The sequence below is a fragment of the Pseudomonas sp. PDM15 genome, assembly GCF_014851565.1.
Lineage (GTDB): Bacteria > Pseudomonadota > Gammaproteobacteria > Pseudomonadales > Pseudomonadaceae > Aquipseudomonas.
Genome location: NZ_JACVAA010000004.1, coordinates 119,167 through 134,126 on the forward strand (window position 1 = coordinate 119,167; position 14,960 = coordinate 134,126).

Annotated in this window: 15 protein-coding genes and 1 tRNA gene; 7 read left to right on the top strand and 9 right to left on the bottom strand. The window is 66.4% G+C overall.

From position 1 onward, the window contains the following. Positions 1-8: 8 nt before the first annotated feature. From rsmB to def, 3 genes are read right to left on the bottom strand one after another with little or no spacing between them, the layout of a single operon-like run. Positions 9-1,322 carry a 16S rRNA (cytosine(967)-C(5))-methyltransferase RsmB gene (gene rsmB / locus IB232_RS11985; RefSeq protein ID WP_192398862.1) on the bottom strand — a complete coding sequence of 438 codons (1,314 nt, stop codon included), beginning with the start codon at positions 1,320-1,322 and terminating at the stop codon, positions 9-11. Continuing rightward, positions 1,319-2,251 (bottom strand): methionyl-tRNA formyltransferase, encoded by a 933-nt coding sequence (gene fmt / locus IB232_RS11990; protein ID WP_192398863.1) that lies wholly within the window; start codon positions 2,249-2,251, stop codon positions 1,319-1,321. The genes rsmB and fmt overlap by 4 nt, the downstream gene beginning before the upstream one ends. A 59-nt stretch (positions 2,252-2,310) precedes the next feature. Then, on the bottom strand, positions 2,311-2,817 hold the full coding sequence (gene def, locus IB232_RS11995) for a peptide deformylase (protein ID WP_192398864.1): 507 nt from the start codon (positions 2,815-2,817) through the stop codon (positions 2,311-2,313). Between the two features lie 133 nt (positions 2,818-2,950). Between def and IB232_RS12000 the strand changes: the two genes are divergently transcribed. The 3 genes from IB232_RS12000 to IB232_RS12010 all read left to right on the top strand — a co-directional run bounded on the left by IB232_RS12000 (position 2,951) and on the right by IB232_RS12010 (position 5,740). After that, the gene (locus tag IB232_RS12000) at positions 2,951-3,991 is read left to right on the top strand and encodes a LysM peptidoglycan-binding domain-containing protein (RefSeq protein ID WP_192398865.1); all 1,041 of its coding nucleotides are present in this window, start codon (positions 2,951-2,953) and stop codon (positions 3,989-3,991) included. 62 nt (positions 3,992-4,053) lie between these two features. Continuing rightward, on the top strand, positions 4,054-5,142 hold the full coding sequence (gene dprA / locus IB232_RS12005; RefSeq protein ID WP_192398866.1) for a DNA-processing protein DprA: 1,089 nt from the start codon (positions 4,054-4,056) through the stop codon (positions 5,140-5,142). Positions 5,143-5,182: 40 nt separating this feature from the next. Then, a complete protein-coding gene (locus tag IB232_RS12010) occupies positions 5,183-5,740 on the top strand; it encodes an L-threonylcarbamoyladenylate synthase (RefSeq protein ID WP_192398867.1) in 558 nt (185 codons plus the stop codon). A 131-nt stretch (positions 5,741-5,871) separates the two neighbouring features. Here IB232_RS12010 and IB232_RS12015 read toward each other — a convergent pair whose 3' ends face one another. Continuing rightward, positions 5,872-6,849 (bottom strand): quinone oxidoreductase family protein, encoded by a 978-nt coding sequence (locus IB232_RS12015; protein ID WP_192398868.1) that lies wholly within the window; start codon positions 6,847-6,849, stop codon positions 5,872-5,874. 79 nt (positions 6,850-6,928) lie between these two features. Here IB232_RS12015 and hemF point away from each other — a divergent pair, with 79 nt between their 5' ends. The 4 genes from hemF (at position 6,929) to pbpG (ending at position 10,556) form a co-directional block, all read left to right on the top strand. Beyond that, the gene (gene hemF / locus IB232_RS12020) at positions 6,929-7,888 is read left to right on the top strand and encodes an oxygen-dependent coproporphyrinogen oxidase (protein ID WP_225592283.1); all 960 of its coding nucleotides are present in this window, start codon (positions 6,929-6,931) and stop codon (positions 7,886-7,888) included. After that, positions 7,885-8,706 carry a shikimate dehydrogenase gene (gene aroE, locus IB232_RS12025; RefSeq protein WP_192398870.1) on the top strand — a complete coding sequence of 274 codons (822 nt, stop codon included), beginning with the start codon at positions 7,885-7,887 and terminating at the stop codon, positions 8,704-8,706. The genes hemF and aroE overlap by 4 nt, the downstream gene beginning before the upstream one ends. A gap of 1 nt (position 8,707) precedes the next feature. Beyond that, positions 8,708-9,574 carry an EamA family transporter gene (locus tag IB232_RS12030; protein WP_192398871.1) on the top strand — a complete coding sequence of 289 codons (867 nt, stop codon included), beginning with the start codon at positions 8,708-8,710 and terminating at the stop codon, positions 9,572-9,574. A 76-nt stretch (positions 9,575-9,650) separates the two neighbouring features. Beyond that, positions 9,651-10,556, top strand: a complete 906-nt coding sequence (gene pbpG, locus IB232_RS12035; RefSeq protein WP_192398872.1) for a D-alanyl-D-alanine endopeptidase — start codon at positions 9,651-9,653, stop codon at positions 10,554-10,556. Between the two features lie 57 nt (positions 10,557-10,613). On the opposite strand, the gene IB232_RS12040 is transcribed toward pbpG, so the two are convergent. The 5 genes from IB232_RS12040 to IB232_RS12060 form a co-directional block, all read right to left on the bottom strand. After that, positions 10,614-10,689: transfer RNA gene (locus IB232_RS12040), tRNA-Thr, on the bottom strand. A 52-nt stretch (positions 10,690-10,741) separates the two neighbouring features. Continuing rightward, entirely contained in the window at positions 10,742-12,094 is a 1,353-nt protein-coding gene (locus IB232_RS12045; protein ID WP_192398873.1) for a glutamine synthetase family protein, read from the bottom strand. Between the two features lie 16 nt (positions 12,095-12,110). Continuing rightward, positions 12,111-12,668, bottom strand: a complete 558-nt coding sequence (locus IB232_RS12050; RefSeq protein ID WP_192398874.1) for a helix-turn-helix domain-containing protein — start codon at positions 12,666-12,668, stop codon at positions 12,111-12,113. Positions 12,669-12,690: 22 nt separating this feature from the next. Beyond that, positions 12,691-13,977, bottom strand: coding sequence for an NAD(P)/FAD-dependent oxidoreductase (locus tag IB232_RS12055; protein WP_192398875.1), 1,287 nt, complete (start codon positions 13,975-13,977; stop codon positions 12,691-12,693). A 77-nt stretch (positions 13,978-14,054) separates the two neighbouring features. Next, positions 14,055-14,960, bottom strand: coding sequence for a LysR family transcriptional regulator (locus IB232_RS12060; protein WP_192398876.1), 906 nt, complete (start codon positions 14,958-14,960; stop codon positions 14,055-14,057).

Consider the following 14,960-nt stretch of genomic DNA (forward strand, 5'->3'; position numbering starts at 1 on the left):
TTCCTTCCTCAGCCGCGTGGTGCCGCGGCGATCTTGATCAGCTTGGCATAGTAGAAGCCGTCGTGGCCCTCGGCCTGCGGCAGCAGCTGGCGCCCGTGGGCCTGCTTGAGGCCGAAGGTGCCGGCGATATCCAGCTCGCGCGCGCCGGGGGTGCGGGCGAGGAAGGCGGCGATATTGTCGCGATTCTCTTCCGGCAGCACCGAACAGGTGGCGTAGAGCAGCACGCCGCCGACCTCCAGGGTCGGCCACAGCGCCTCGAGCAGCTCACTTTGCAGGGTGGCGAGGGCGGTGATGTCGTCGGCTTGGCGGGTCAACTTGATATCGGGGTGACGGCGGATTACGCCGGTGGCCGAGCACGGTGCGTCGAGCAGGATGCGCTGGAACGGCTTACCGTCCCACCAGGCGGCCACGGCGCGGCCGTCGGCGGCGATCAGGGTGGCCTTGAGCTTAAGGCGGTCGAGGTTCTCCTGCACCCGGGCCAGGCGTGCCGGTTCCAGGTCTAGGGCTATGGCTTCCTTGAGGCCTGGCTCGGCTTCGAGCAGATGGCAGGTCTTGCCGCCGGGCGCCGCGCAGGCGTCCAGCACACGCTGGCCGGGGGCCAGATCGAGCAGGTCGGCGGCCAGCTGGGCGGCTTCGTCCTGCACGCTGACGCGGCCTTCGGCGAACCCCGGCAGGGTTGTCACGTCGCAGGGTTGCAGCAGACGGATGCCGTCGCGGCTGAAGGCACAGGGTTCGGCCTCGATGCCGGTGGCGCGCAGCTCGGCCAGGTAGGCATCGCGGCTGCCATGGCGGCGATTGACCCGCAGCAGCAGCGGCGGGTGCTGGTTGTTGGCGGCGCAGATGGCCTGCCAGTACTCCGGCCAGTCGGCCTTCAGCCGCTTCTGCAGCCAGCGCGGGTGCGCGGTGTGCAGCACCGGGTCGCGATCCAGTTCGGCGAACAGCACCTGGTGATCGCGCTGGGCATTGCGCAGCACGCCGTTGAGCAGGCCCTTGAGCGAAGATTTCTTCAGCTTGTCGACGCAAGCTACCGTTTCGCCGATGGCGGCGTGGGCCGGGATACGGGTATGCAGCAGCTGGTACAGGCCGACCAACAGCAGGGCTTCGACATCGCGGTCGGCGGCCTTGAACGGCTTCTGCAGCAGCTTGTCGGCGAGCAGCTGGAGGCGCGGCTGCCAGCGTGCGGTGCCGAAGGCCAGGTCCTGGGCCAGGCCGCGGTCACGTGCGTCGACCCTGTCCAGCAGTGGCGGCAGGCTGCTACCCAGCGAGGCCTTGCCGTTGAGTACGGTAGCAAGGGCGCGAGCGGCGGCCAGGCGTGGATTCATTGGCCGAGCACCAGGCCGGGGTCGAACTGCTCGCGGCGGCTGTTGTACAGATCACTGAAGGCCAGCGGCTTGCCGCCGGGCAGCTGCAGGCGGGTCAGGCGCAGGGCGCCTTCGCCACAGGCGATGGTCAGGCCGTTCTTGTTGGCAGAAAGAACTATGCCTGGGGCACCTTTGCCCTCGCCCAGCTGCGCGGCCAGCACCTTGAGGGGTTCGCCGTTCAGCGTGCTATGGCAGATCGGCCAGGGGTTGAAGGCGCGCACCAGGCGCTCCAGCTCCTCGGCCGGGCGGCTCCAGTCCAGGCGCGCCTCGTCCTTGTTCAGCTTGTGCGCGTAAGTGGCCAGGCTATCGTCCTGCACTTCGCCCTTGAGTTCGCCTGCAGCGAGTTTGGTGACTGCCTCGACCACGGCCGCCGAGCCCAGCTGCGCCAGTCGATCGTGCAGGCTGCCGCCGGTGTCTTCGGCGGTGATGGTGGTGCTGGCCTTGAGCAGCATGGGGCCGGTGTCCAGGCCCGCCTCCATCTGCATCACGGTGACGCCGCTGCTGGCATCGCCGGCCTGGATCGCGCGCTGGATCGGCGCGGCACCGCGCCAGCGTGGCAGCAGCGAGGCATGGCTGTTGATGCAACCCATGCGCGGGGTGTCTAGCACCACCTGCGGCAGGATCAGGCCGTACGCCACCACCACCATCAGGTCCGGCTTGAGCGCGGCCAGCTCAGCCTGGGCGGCTGGGTCGCGCAGGGTCTGCGGCTGGTACACGGCGATGCCGTGCTGCAGCGCGAGCTGCTTGACCGGGCTGGGCATCAGTTTCTGCCCGCGGCCAGCCGGACGGTCCGGCTGGGTGTAGACGGCGACTATCTCGCGGCCCGCATCGAGCAGGGCCTGCAGATGGCTGGCGGCGAATTCCGGGGTGCCGGCAAAGATGATGCGCATGGATCACTCACTGCATGAAAAGAAAAAGGCTTGCCGGAGCAAGCCTTTGGGGTCGGAGATCAAGCCTGCTGGCGGTGCTGTTTTTCCAGCTTCTTCTTGATCCGGTCGCGCTTGAGGTTGGACAGGTAGTCGACGAAGAGCTTGCCGTTGAGGTGATCGCACTCGTGCTGGATGCACACGGCGAGCAGGCCTTCGGCGATCAGTTCGTAGTGGCTGCCGTCGCGGTCCTGGGCCTTGATCTTGACCTTCTGCGGGCGGTCGACGTTCTCGTAGAAGCCGGGCACCGACAGGCAGCCTTCCTGGTACTGGTCCATTTCCTCGGTCAGCGACTCGAACTCGGGGTTGATGAACACCCGCGGCTCGGACTTGTCCTCGGACAGATCCATCACCACCACACGCTTGTGCACGTTGATCTGCGTGGCCGCCAGACCTATGCCGGGCGCGGCATACATGGTCTCGAACATGTCATCGATCAGTTGGGAAAGAGCTGCGTCGAAGACGGTCACCGGCTTGGCGATGGTACGCAGGCGCGGATCGGGGAATTCGAGGATGTTGAGTATCGCCATGGCTGTTTGTGATGCACTTGTGGAATAAAGTAAAAAACCGCTGCTAAGATGATGAACAGCTTTGAAAAACGGCTCAAAAGCCGCGGCTTCTGCGGCTTACAGGCGCCAGCCACATAATAAAGGGATTCACCGCATGAGGAAATCACTACTCGCCCTGCTGCTGGTCGCCGCGGGCGGTCTGGTACAGAGTGGCCTGGTCCAGGCAGCCGTCCAGCTCAAGGAAGGCCATCCGGACCGCTACACCGTGGTCAAGGGTGACACCCTGTGGGACATCTCCGGCAAGTTCCTCAGCCAGCCGTGGAAGTGGCCCGAGTTGTGGCACGCCAACCCGCAGATCGAGAATCCTCACCTGATCTATCCGGGCGATACATTGAGCCTGGTATATATCGACGGTCAGCCGCGTCTGATGCTCAACCGTGGTGAGTCCCGAGGCACCATCAAGCTGTCACCCAAGGTGCGGAGCACGCCGATGGCGGAAGCAATTCCGACTATTCCGCTGGAGGCGATCAGCAGCTTCCTGTTGACCAATCGGATTGTTGATGCCGAAGAAGATTTCAATAATAAGCCATATGTGGTAGCTGGGCAGGCGGAGCGGGTGGTCGGCGGCGCCGGTGACCGCATATATGCCCGCGGCTCCTTCGATGATGACCAATCCGTATATGGCATCTTCCGCCAGGGTAAAGTCTATACCGATCCAGAGACCCAAGAGTTTCTCGGCATCAATGCCGACGATATTGGCAGCGGAGAAGTGGTTGCCGAGGAAGGTGATATCGCTACCCTTAACCTGACCCGCTCTACTCAAGAGGTACGCCTCGGAGACCGTCTTTTCCCAACTGAGGAACGGGCGGTCAATTCGATTTTCATGCCCAGCGAGCCGGCCACCGATGTAGATGGTGTGATTCTCGATGTCCCACGAGGTGTGGCACGCATCGGTCAATTTGATGTTGTCACCATCAACAAGGGCAAGGTCGATGGCCTTAATGAGGGCAATGTGCTCGCTGTCTATAAGACTGGCGAGACTGTACGTGATCGTATTACCGGTGAGTCGGTGAAGATTCCGGACGAGCGCTCCGGCCTGCTGATGGTGTTCCGCTCTTACGAGAAACTCAGCTACGGTCTGGTGCTCTATGCTTCCCGGGACCTCGCCTTGATGGATAAGGTGAAGAACCCGTAATCAACAGAACCCCCGCTCTCGCGGGGGTTCTGCTTTCTGCGCCACGATCAAGGATGATCGACATGCACGAAATCTCCCCCGCCGAGTTGGAAGCTCGTCTGCGTCTGCACCGCCTGCCAGAACTCGGTCCACGACGCTTCCGCCGTTTGCTCGAAGCCTTCGGCAGTGCCTCTGCCGCTCTCAGTGCCCCTGCTTCCGCCTGGCGCTCTCTCGGGCTGCCTACCGTCTGTGCCGAACCCAGGCGCAGTGCGGAGATCCGCCAGCACGCTACGGCAGCCTTGCGCTGGCTGGAGCAACCGGGCCAGTCGCTGCTGATGTGGGACGATCCTGCTTACCCCGGCCTGCTGGCGGAGCTGAGCGATGCGCCACCACTGTTGTTCGTTGCTGGCGAGCCGTCGCTGCTGGAGCATCCGCAGCTGGCCATGGTCGGCAGTCGCAGGGCATCGCGGCCAGGGCTGGATACCGCCGCCGCGTTCGCCCGCAGCCTTGCCGGCGGAGGCTTCGTGATCACTAGCGGCCTCGCCCTGGGCATCGACGGAGCGGCGCATCATGGCGCACTGGATGTCGATGGTGCCACGGTCGCGGTGCTCGGTACCGGGCTGCAGCACATCTATCCACAGCGCCACCTTGGGTTGGCCGCGCGCATCGTCGAGCAGGGCGGCGCACTGGTATCCGAGCTGCCGCTGGATTGCCCGCCCCAGGCCAGCAATTTTCCGCGGCGCAATCGCATCATTAGCGGCCTATCGCTGGGGGTGCTGGTGGTCGAGGCCAGTCTGTCCAGCGGCTCGCTGATCACCGCGCGTCTGGCCGCCGAGCAAGGGCGCGAGGTCTATGCGATTCCCGGGTCCATCCACCATCCCGGTGCGCGTGGCTGCCATCAATTGATCCGCGAAGGCGCTACTCTGGTGGAGAGCGTCGAGGACATCCTCCAGGCCCTACGGGGTTGGCAACGCGTCGCTCCGGTGAGCGAATCGCCTGCGCAGATCGATCACCCGCTGCTGGCGCAGCTGCGCGCCGCTCCGCAAACCAGCGAAGGTCTGGCCTTGGCCTGCGAACTGTCGATCGGCGAGGTGCTGGTAGCCCTGACCGATCTGGAGTTGCAGGGGTTGGTGGCCTGCGAAGCCGGGCGCTGGGTACACCGCGTCGTCTGAGCTGGGTAAACTCGCCGCCATGCAGAGAAAGGGGGCGAGCATGCACGGTAGTTGGCGCATACGGCGAGTGGCAAAGGTAGTACGCGAGGGCGGGGTGATCGCCTATCCCACAGAGGCCGTCTGGGGCCTGGGTTGCGACCCATGGAACGAGGCCGCGGTCGATCGCCTGCTGGCGCTCAAGGACCGTCCCGTGCGCAAGGGCGTGATTCTGGTGGCGGACAGCATCGAGCAGTTCGACTTCCTCTTGGACGACCTGCCCGAGCGCTGGATCGGCCGCCTGGCCAGCACTTGGCCGGGGCCCAACACCTGGCTGGTGCCGCACCAGAATCGCCTGCCCGAGTGGATCACCGGTCAGCACGACACCGTCGCACTGCGCGTCAGCGCTCATCCGCTGGTGCGCGATCTGTGCGCCCTCACCGGCCCGCTGGTATCCACCTCGGCCAACCCGGCGGGGCGGCCCTCGGCGCGTTCGCGTCTGCGTGTCGAGCAGTACTTCCCGCGCCAGCTGGATGCGGTGCTCGGTGGCGCCCTGGGTGGGCGCAAGAACCCCAGTCTGATTCGCGACCTGCGGACCGGCGATGTAATCCGCCCATCCTGAACACGATCTGCTGCGCGTCGGAAAAACTGCGTTGAAAGCGTCTTCGGAATTCTCATTGACCAATAGTCAACTCCGCTTCCTCAGCCGCTTCCGCCTTGTTTTTCTCTAGCTCGCGAGATCGTGGTGACTAGTTACGGAATCAGGATGGTCGAGCCGGTGGTCTGCCGGCCGCTCAGTGCATCCTGGGCCTGTGCCGCCTCGGCCAGCGCGTAGCGTCGGCCGATCTCGACCTTGATTGCGCCGCTGGTGACCAGGCCGAACAGTTCGTCAGCCATCGCCTGCAGGTTCTCCGCGTTGTTGGCGTAGTTGCCCAGGGTCGGCCGGGTGACGTAGAGCGAGCCTTTTTGTGCCAGCACGCCGAGGTTGACTCCCGTGACGGCGCCCGATGCGTTGCCGAAGCTCACCAGCAGGCCGCGCGGCGCCACGCAGTCCAGCGAGCGCTCCCAGGTGTCCTTGCCCACCGAGTCGTAGACCACCGGGCACTTGGCCCCGCCGGTCAGCTCCAGCACCCGCTGCACCACGTCCTCGCGGCTGTAGTCGATGGTCGCCCAGGCGCCGTTGGCCTTGGCCAGCGCGGCCTTCTCCGGAGACGACACGGTGCCGATCAGCTGCACGCCCAGAGCACGCGCCCACTGGCAGGCGATCAGCCCTACGCCGCCGGCCGCGGCGTGCCAGAGGATGGTCTGCCCGGCGTCGACCCGGTAGGTCTGGCGCAGCAGGTACTGTACGGTGAGGCCCTTGAGCATCAGCGCCGCGGCCTGCTCGAAGGAGATCGACTCCGGCAGTTTGACCAGATGCTGCGCCGGCAGCACATGCAGCTCGCCATAGGCGCCGAGCGGGCCGGTGCCATAGGCCACGCGGTCGCCGACCTTGAGGTGCGTCACCGCACTGCCCACCGCCTCCACCTCGCCAGCGCCCTCGCTGCCCAGGCCGGACGGCAGGCTTGGCGGCTGGTACAGACCGCTGCGGTAGTAGGTGTCGATGAAGTTCAGGCCGATGGCGCGGTTGCGTACGCGCACTTCCTGCGGACCAGGCTCGGCCGCTGGCTGGTCGACCAGCTCGAGCACGTCGCTGCCGCCGTGGCGGGAAAACTGGATGCGTTTGGCCATGTCGCGCGCTCCTCTGCAAAGGGCACCATCCAAACGCCGCTGCTGACCTCCGTCAAGCCCGGCGGGATACGACGATGGTATGCTGGCGCCCTCTTCCGAACTGCCCGGATCCATAGCCGTGAGTGAACGTACCCAGGCCGTGAAGGCCTACCTGCGCGACCTGCAGGATCGCATCTGCGCCGCCCTCGAAGCCGAAGACGGCGGTGTCCGTTTCTTCGAAGACAGCTGGGAGCGCCCCGCCGGTGGTGGTGGCCGTACCCGGGTGATCGAGAACGGCGCGCTGATCGAGAAGGGTGGCGTGAACTTCTCCCATGTATTCGGCGACAGCCTGCCGCCGTCGGCCAGTGCCCATCGCCCGGAACTGGCCGGGCGCGGCTTCGAGGCCATGGGCGTGTCCCTGGTGATCCACCCGGAAAACCCCCACATCCCCACCTCCCACGCCAACGTGCGCTTCTTCAGTGCCGAGAAGGACGGAGAGGAAGCGGTCTGGTGGTTCGGCGGCGGCTTCGACCTGACCCCTTACTACGCCGTTGAGGAAGACTGCGTGCACTGGCACCAGGTCGCCCGTGACGCCTGCGCGCCGTTCGGTGCCGAGGTCTATCCGAAGTTCAAAGAGTGGTGCGACCGCTACTTCCACCTCAAGCACCGCGGCGAGCCGCGCGGCATTGGCGGGCTGTTCTTCGACGACCTCAATCAATGGGACTTCGACACCAGCTTCGCCTTCCTGCGCGCCATCGGCGATGCCTACATCCAGGCTTACCTGCCGATCGTCCAGCGCCGCAAGGCCACCCCGTTCACCGAGGCTCAGCGCGAGTTCCAGGCCTTCCGCCGTGGCCGCTACGTCGAATTCAACCTGGTGTTCGACCGCGGTACCCTGTTCGGCCTGCAATCCGGCGGGCGCACCGAATCCATCCTCATGTCGCTGCCGCCGCACGTGCGTTGGGGTTATGACTGGAAGCCCGAGCCGGGCAGCGAAGAAGCGCGTCTGACCGAGTACTTCCTGCAGGACCGCGACTGGCTGGGCGAGGCTGCGAAGTGACTGACCGTTACGGCGTGTTCGGCAATCCCATCGGCCACAGCAAGTCGCCGCTGATCCACGGCATGTTTGCCGCGCAGACCGGCGAGCAGCTGTCCTACGAGGCGCTGCTGGCGCCGCTGGACGATTTTGCCGGCTATGCCCGCGCATTCTTCACGACCGGCCGTGGTGGCAATGTCACCGTGCCGTTCAAGGAAGAGGCCTATCGCCTGGCCGATGAACTGAGCGAGCGCGCCCGTCGCGCCGGCGCGGTGAACACCCTAAAGAAACTCGATGACGGTCGCCTGCTCGGCGACAACACCGACGGTGCCGGCCTGGTGCGCGACCTGACGGTGAACGCCGGCCTCGACCTGGCCGACAAGCGTATCCTCCTGCTTGGCGCCGGCGGCGCGGTGCGCGGTGTGTTGGAACCGCTGCTGGCCAAGCGGCCGCAGAGCCTGACCATCGCCAACCGCACGGTGGAGAAGGCCGAGCAACTGGCCCGCGAGTTCGCCGACCTGGGCCCGGTGGCCGCGGCCGGTTTCGACTGGCTCAGCGAACCGGTCGACCTGATCATCAACGGCACCTCGGCCTCGCTGGCCGGCGAGCTGCCGCCGCTCGACCCGAGCCTGATCCAGCCGGGCCACACCGTTTGCTACGACATGATGTATGCCAAGCAGCCGACCGCTTTCAACCGCTGGGCTGCCGAACATGGCGCGGCGCGCTGCATCGACGGCCTGGGCATGCTGGTGGAGCAGGCCGCCGAGGCCTTCTTCGTCTGGCGCGGCGTGCGGCCGCAGAGTGCGGCGGTACTGGCGGAACTGCGCAGCCAGCTGAGCTGACATGCGCTACCTGCTGGTCGTCACGGCCCTGTGGGCCTTCTCCTTCAGCCTGATCGGCGAGTACCTGGCCGGCCGCGTCGACAGCGACTTCGCCGTGCTGGCGCGAGTGCTGATCGCCGCGCTGGTGTTCCTGCCCTTCACCCTCTGGCGCGGCCTGCCGTGGCGGCTGCTGGCCGGCTTCTGGCTGGCCGGCGCGCTGCAGTTCGGCATCACCTACCTGTGCCTGTACCGCAGCTTCCAGGTGCTGACGGTGCCGGAGGTGCTGCTGTTCACCGTGCTCACGCCGATCTACGTGACCCTGCTCGACGATGCCCTGGCCCGGCGCTTCAGTCCCTGGGCGCTGCTCGCGGCGCTGGTGGCGGTGGGTGGCGGAGTGATCATCCGCTTCGACAAGCTGGAAGGCGACTACCTGCTCGGCTTCGCCCTGCTGCAGGTGGCCAACGCCACCTTCGCCGCCGGCCAGGTGCTGTGCCGTCGACTGCTGCTGCACTACCAGCCGGCGCAGCCGCTACACCGCTTCTTCGGCCATTTCTTCCTCGGTGCGCTGCTGCTGGTGCTGCCGTCGTTCCTGCTGTTCGGTGATCCGCAGAAGCTGCCGCAGACCACCGTGCAATGGGGCGTGCTGGTCTGGATGGGTCTGTTCGCCACGGCGCTGGGCCTGTACTGGTGGGTCAAGGGCAGCACCCGGGTGGACGCCGGCACCCTGGCGATCATGAACGAGCTGCACGTGCCGGCCGGGCTGCTGGTCAATCTGCTGATCTGGAACCGCGACTTCGACCTGCCGCGCCTGGCTGCCGGCGCCGCGGTGATCCTCCTCGCCATGGGCCTGCTGCGCCTGGGCCGCCGTAGAGCGCCCGCGCTCGCCTGAGACTGCGCTCACACTTATACTCACGCCATTCGCCGGCAGGGACCGCCTGGCTCATTCAACAGTGCGGATCCCGATAGTGAAAAAAGCCTTCTCCCTCGCCAGCCTGCTGCTGGCCTGCCTGACCCTCGCCGCCCCCCTCGTCCAGGCGGCGCCGCAGACCCAGGAACTCGCTTCCGGCAGCGCCCTGCTGGTCGACCTCAACAGCAACCAGATCCTCTACTCCAGCAACCCGGACCTGCAGGTACCGATCGCCTCGGTGACCAAGCTGATGACCGCCATGGTGGTGCTGGATGCCAAGCCCTCGCTCGATGAGCAGCTGAGCATCGTGATCAAGGACGTGGCGGAGATGCGCGGTGTGTATTCCCGCGTGCGTATCGGCAGCCAGCTGAGCCGCCGCGACATGCTGCTGCTGACCCTGATGAGCTCGGAGAACCGTGCCGCCGCCAGCCTCGCCCACCACTACCCCGGCGGCGTGCCGGCTTTCGTCGCGGCGATGAACGCCAAGGCCACGGCCCTGGGCATGAGCAACACCCGCTACCGCGAGCCTACCGGCCTGTCGGAAAAGAACCTCTCCACCGCTAACGACCTGGTCAAGCTGGTCAAGGCCGCCAGCCAGTACCCGCTGATCGGCCAGTTCAGCAGCACCCGCGAGCACGTTCAGCAGTTCGCCAAGCCGCGCTACAGCCTCGGTTTCCGCAACACCAATAGCCTGGTGCACAAGGACAACTGGAGCATCCAGCTGACCAAGACCGGCTTCACCAACGCTGCCGGCCACTGCCTGGTGATGCGCACGCAGATGGCCGGCAAACCGGTGGCCTTCGTGGTGCTGGATGCCTTCGGCAAGTACACCCACATGGCCGACGCCAACCGCCTCAAGCGCTGGCTGGAAACCGGCCAGGTGAGCAAAGTGGCGCCGGCGGCGCTGGCCTACAAGAAGCAGAAGCAGGCCGAGCGTGCCCGCACCATGCAGGCCGCGCAGTAAGGCGATAGCCATAAAAAAAGCCCAGCTCGATGCTGGGCTTTTTCATGTTCGGGATGCTGGTGCCGGAGACAGGAATCGAACCTGCGACCTTCGCGTTACGAGTGCGCTGCTCTACCGACTGAGCTACACCGGCGTGGACGGCAAATTAGCAGTTGGTTGCGAGCCGGGCAATTGCGCCTTGCTCGCTACAGGAACCAGCGATACTCCCGTGCGCTGATGTCGTGCATGAACTGCAGGTGATCCTGGCGCTTGTTCTCGCAGTAGACGAAGACGAACTCGCTGCCCAGCTTGGCCTTCACCACCTCGTGGGACTCCATGGCCGCCACCGCGGTGAGCATATCCTTGGGGAAGCCGATGCCGCTGCTGCGATCCTCGTTCAGCGAGGGGATTGGTTCGCGGGCCTGGTCCAGGCCGTGCTCCATGCCGCTGAGGATGGCCGCCAGCACCAGGTAAGGGTTGGCGTCGGCGCCGGCCAGGCGATGTTCGATGCGCAGGTTGCGGCCGTCCGACTCGGGGATGCGAATGCATGCGTCACGATCCTCGAAGCCCCAGCTGGCCTTGCTCGCCGAGTTGACCATGGCGCCGTAGCGGCGGAAGGCATTGTGGTTGGCGGAGAAGATCGGCATGCAGTGCGGCAGCAGCTCCAGGCAGCCGGCCACGGCATGGCGCAGCGGGCGCTGACCGTCGCTGTCGAGCAGGTTGTTGCCGGCCTGGTCGTACAGGCTGACGTGCACGTGCATGCCGCTGCCCGGTGCGTCCAGGTAGGGCTTGCTCATAAAGCTGGCGCGGTAGCCGTGCTGCATGGCCACGCCGCGGGTGCTGCGGCAGAACAGCGCGGCCTGGTCGGCGGCGTGCAGGCCGTCGTCGCAGTGGGCGAAGTTGATCTCGAACTGACCGGGGCCCAGTTCGGCGGTGATCACGTTAGCCTCCACGCCCTGCTCCTGGGCGGCGTCGACCATCTCGTGTAGCACATCGGAGAAGCGCGACAGGCGCTCGATGTGCATGTTCGGCTGGTCGTCCTCGTCGTCGGTCAGCGGGTCGCGCGGGAAGCGCGGCAGGCCGGCATCCAGCTTGCGGTCGAACAGGTAGAACTCCAGCTCGAAGGCCACCACCGGGCGGATGCCCTTTGCCTCCAGGCGCTTCAGTACGCGCGCCAGCACCTCGCGCGGCTCGAACTCGATCGGCGCCTCGGTGCCGTCGGAGCTGATCAGCATCTGCCCCAGCGGCTGGTTCTCCCAGCGTACCGGTTTGAGACTGCCGGGGATCAGGCGGCGCGGGGCATCCGGGTCGCCGTCGTTGAAGCAGTAGTCGCCGATCGGGTGCAGGCCGCCCTGGGCGCCGAGCAGCACACAGTTCTGCGGCACCTTTAGCGGGCCGCCGGCGGCGACCTTCTCCAGCATGTCGAGGGGGTAACGCTTGCCGTAGAAGTGCCCCGGAATGTCCAGGCAGATCAGTTCCACGTAACGCACGTCCGGATGGGCGGCGCGGAAGGCGCGCACTTCGCTGAGCAGGTCGGGGAATTTCGTTGTTCTTGTCATGGTGGTATCTGCGCGGTCAGGTGAAGACCCAGAGCACTCGGGTGGGGGAATCGGTGAGGTTGGCGTAGCGGAACTTGGCGTGGGGCGGCAGCTGGAAACTGTCTCGCGGGCCGAGGGTGACCGGCTCGGCGTCGTCGCCGTACCACACGGTTAGCTCGCCCTCCAGGACGAAGCCGCCCTGCTCGGAACTGTCGTCGAGGTGGCCGTCGCCACTGCTGGCGCCGGGTTCCAGGAAGCTCTCGAGCATGGCGAAGCCGCCAGCCATGCCGGGCGAGGCCAGTACATCGGTGATGCCGCCGGCGTAGTACAGGGTGCGGCGCTCGTCCGGGCGGGTCACCCAGCGCACCGCGCGCGGGTGGCCCGGGTTGTAGAAGTAGGTGGTGGGTACGCCCAGCGCTTCGCTGATGGCGGTGAGATCGGCCACGGTCGGGCGCGACAGGCCGCGCTCGACCTGGGACAGGAAGCCCACCGAGCGGCCGATGCATTCGGCCAGCTCGTTGAGGGTGAGGTTCTTGTGCTTGCGCAGGTCGCGCACCAGGATCGCGAGGCCTTCGATTTCTTCCTGCTTGTCCATGCTGGTTCCGTATTCCGTTGGGTTAGACGACGTCACGCAGACGGTACCAGGCCTTGCCCACCGCCTCGATCGGCGCGCGCAGCAGGTCGCCGCCGGGGAAGCCGGGGTTGCTCAGGCCCTGGTACAGACCGAGCAGCTGTTCGTCACCGAGAATCGCGTCGCTCACCGCGCGAGCAGCTGCCAGGGTCGGCAGGATGCCGTGGCCGGAGAAGCCCTGCAGCCAGAACTTGTGGTCCAGGCGGCCGACATCGGGGGTGCGGTGCATGGTGCAGTCGATATGCCCACCCCAGCCGTAATCGATCTGCACCCCGCGCAGCTGCGGGAACACCCGCTCAAGATACGGCCGGGTGGCCGCCGGCACGTCCGCCGGGATGCCGCCCAGGTAGGTGCAGCCGCCGCCGAACAGCAGGCGGTTGTCCGGGGTGACGCGGAAGTAGTCGGGGACGAACTGGTTGTCGATGGCGCAGGTGCCGCGCGGGAACAGCGAGCGCGCCAGCTCCGGATCCAGCGGCGCGGTGGCCACCTGGTACGAGCCGACCGGCAGCAGGCGCTTGGACAGCGCCGGGTCGAGGCGGTCGATATAGGCGTTGCAGGCCAGGACCAGCACATTGCCGCGCACTTCGCCGTATTCGGTACGGGCGACGAAGCCGGCGTCGGTCTCGCGGTAGTCGAGCACCTTGCTCTGTTCGAAGATGCGTCCGCCGGCCGCCTCGATGGCGCCCGCCAGGCCCTGGGCCAGCTTTAGCGGGTTGAGGTGGGCGGCGCCGGAGTCATGCAGCGCGGCCTGGTAGCGCGGGCTGGCGATCCATTGGGGCAAGTCTTGCTTGGGGATGAAGCTGAGCTGCTGATAGCCGTACTTCTCGCTGGCTTCCTCGAGGTTCTCCTGCAGCAGGCGCACCCGGCGCGGCAGCACGGCGGTGTAGATGGCGCCGGTGCGGTAGTCGATGTCGAAGCGGTGGCGCTCGGGCAGCTCGCGCATCTCCTCGGCGGCCCACACCATGCTGTCCCACAACTGTTTGGCGCGCTCGGTGCCCAGGGCTTTCTCCAGCGGCGGCATATCGCAGGACCAGCCCGGCAGTGCCTGGCCGCCGTTGCGCCCAGAGGCGGCCCAGGCCAGGCGGCTGGCTTCGAGGATCACCACCTTCTTGCCGGCCAGGGCCAGGCGCAGGCCGGTGTGCAGGCCACTAAAGCCGCCACCGATGATCAGCACGTCGCAGTCGGTATGTTCTTCCAGACGCGGGCGCAGCGGAATCGGGCCATAGGTGCCGGCGTAGTAAGTGCCTATGTGCTGCGCGGATTGCTTGAACATGACGGCCTCGTGAAATTGTTTCTTGTTAATTTCATGAAAAAATACACAAGAAAATTCATAAGGCCAAGAGCGCCCGGTCAGTTTCTGGCCCAGGCCCGCCCCGCCAGATGCTCGCCCAGGTAGTCGAGGAAGCAGGTGATACGCGCCGCCAGCGCGGTGTTGCGGTAGTACACGGCGTTGATCGGCTGGTGGCTGTCGACACGCTGCTCGGCCAGCACTTCGATCAGCGCGCCGGACTGCCGATCTTCGGCGGTCATAAAGTCCGACAGGCAGACCAGCCCCGCGCCGCTCAAGGCCAACTGGCGCAGGGTCTCGCCGCTGGAAGCGCGCAGACTAGGGCTGATGCTCAGGCCCTCGCCGAGGGCATGGCGCAGCGGCCAGACGTTGAGGCTTTCCGGTTGGGTGAAGCCGAGCAGGTCGTGGTCCTCCAGCTCGGCGACGCTGCGCGGGGTGCCGCGACTCTTCAGATAGGCCGGGCTGGCCAGCACGCGGATGCGACTGCAGCCCAGCGGCCGCGCATGCAGGCTGGAGTCGCGCAGGGGGCCGATGCGGATGGCCAGGTCGGTGCGTTGCTCCAGCAGGTCGATGATCTGGTCGTTGCTGTTCAGCTCCAGCTCGATCTGTGGAAAGCGCTCGCGGAAGCCGGCGACCAGCGGCACGAGCACATGCAGCATGAACGGCGAGGCGGCATTGACCCGCAGGCGCCCGGCCGGCACCTGGCGGCGCAGGGCCATCTGCTCCTCGGCCTCCTCAACGGCGGCGAGAATGCGCCGGGCCTGGGCGAGGAACGCCGCGCCCTCCTCGGTCAGCTCCAGGCGCCGGGTGGTGCGGCGCAGCAGGGTGACTTCGAGCTTCTCCTCCAGGCGGCCGAGGGCGCGGCTGATGCCCGAGGCGGTCTGCCCCAGCTGCTCCGCGGCGGCGGTGATGGAGCCGCCATCCACCACCTGGGTGAAGGCCTGCAGCTCGTCCAGGGTTGTCTTCAT

Bases quoted from the DNA above. Each gene is read 5' to 3' on its own strand.
- rsmB (WP_192398862.1), bottom strand. From the start codon at position 1,322: ATGAATCCACGCCTGGCCGCCGCTCGCGCCCTTGCTACCGTACTCAAC.
- fmt (WP_192398863.1), bottom strand. From the start codon at position 2,251: ATGCGCATCATCTTTGCCGGCACCCCGGAATTCGCCGCCAGCCATCTG.
- def (WP_192398864.1), bottom strand. From the start codon at position 2,817: ATGGCGATACTCAACATCCTCGAATTCCCCGATCCGCGCCTGCGTACC.
- IB232_RS12000 (WP_192398865.1), top strand. From the start codon at position 2,951: ATGAGGAAATCACTACTCGCCCTGCTGCTGGTCGCCGCGGGCGGTCTG.
- dprA (WP_192398866.1), top strand. From the start codon at position 4,054: ATGCACGAAATCTCCCCCGCCGAGTTGGAAGCTCGTCTGCGTCTGCAC.
- IB232_RS12010 (WP_192398867.1), top strand. From the start codon at position 5,183: ATGCACGGTAGTTGGCGCATACGGCGAGTGGCAAAGGTAGTACGCGAG.
- IB232_RS12015 (WP_192398868.1), bottom strand. From the start codon at position 6,849: ATGGCCAAACGCATCCAGTTTTCCCGCCACGGCGGCAGCGACGTGCTC.
- hemF (WP_225592283.1), top strand. From the start codon at position 6,929: ATGCTGGCGCCCTCTTCCGAACTGCCCGGATCCATAGCCGTGAGTGAA.
- IB232_RS12030 (WP_192398871.1), top strand. From the start codon at position 8,708: ATGCGCTACCTGCTGGTCGTCACGGCCCTGTGGGCCTTCTCCTTCAGC.
- IB232_RS12045 (WP_192398873.1), bottom strand. From the start codon at position 12,094: ATGACAAGAACAACGAAATTCCCCGACCTGCTCAGCGAAGTGCGCGCC.
- IB232_RS12050 (WP_192398874.1), bottom strand. From the start codon at position 12,668: ATGGACAAGCAGGAAGAAATCGAAGGCCTCGCGATCCTGGTGCGCGAC.
- IB232_RS12055 (WP_192398875.1), bottom strand. From the start codon at position 13,977: ATGTTCAAGCAATCCGCGCAGCACATAGGCACTTACTACGCCGGCACC.
- IB232_RS12060 (WP_192398876.1), bottom strand. From the start codon at position 14,960: ATGAAGACAACCCTGGACGAGCTGCAGGCCTTCACCCAGGTGGTGGAT.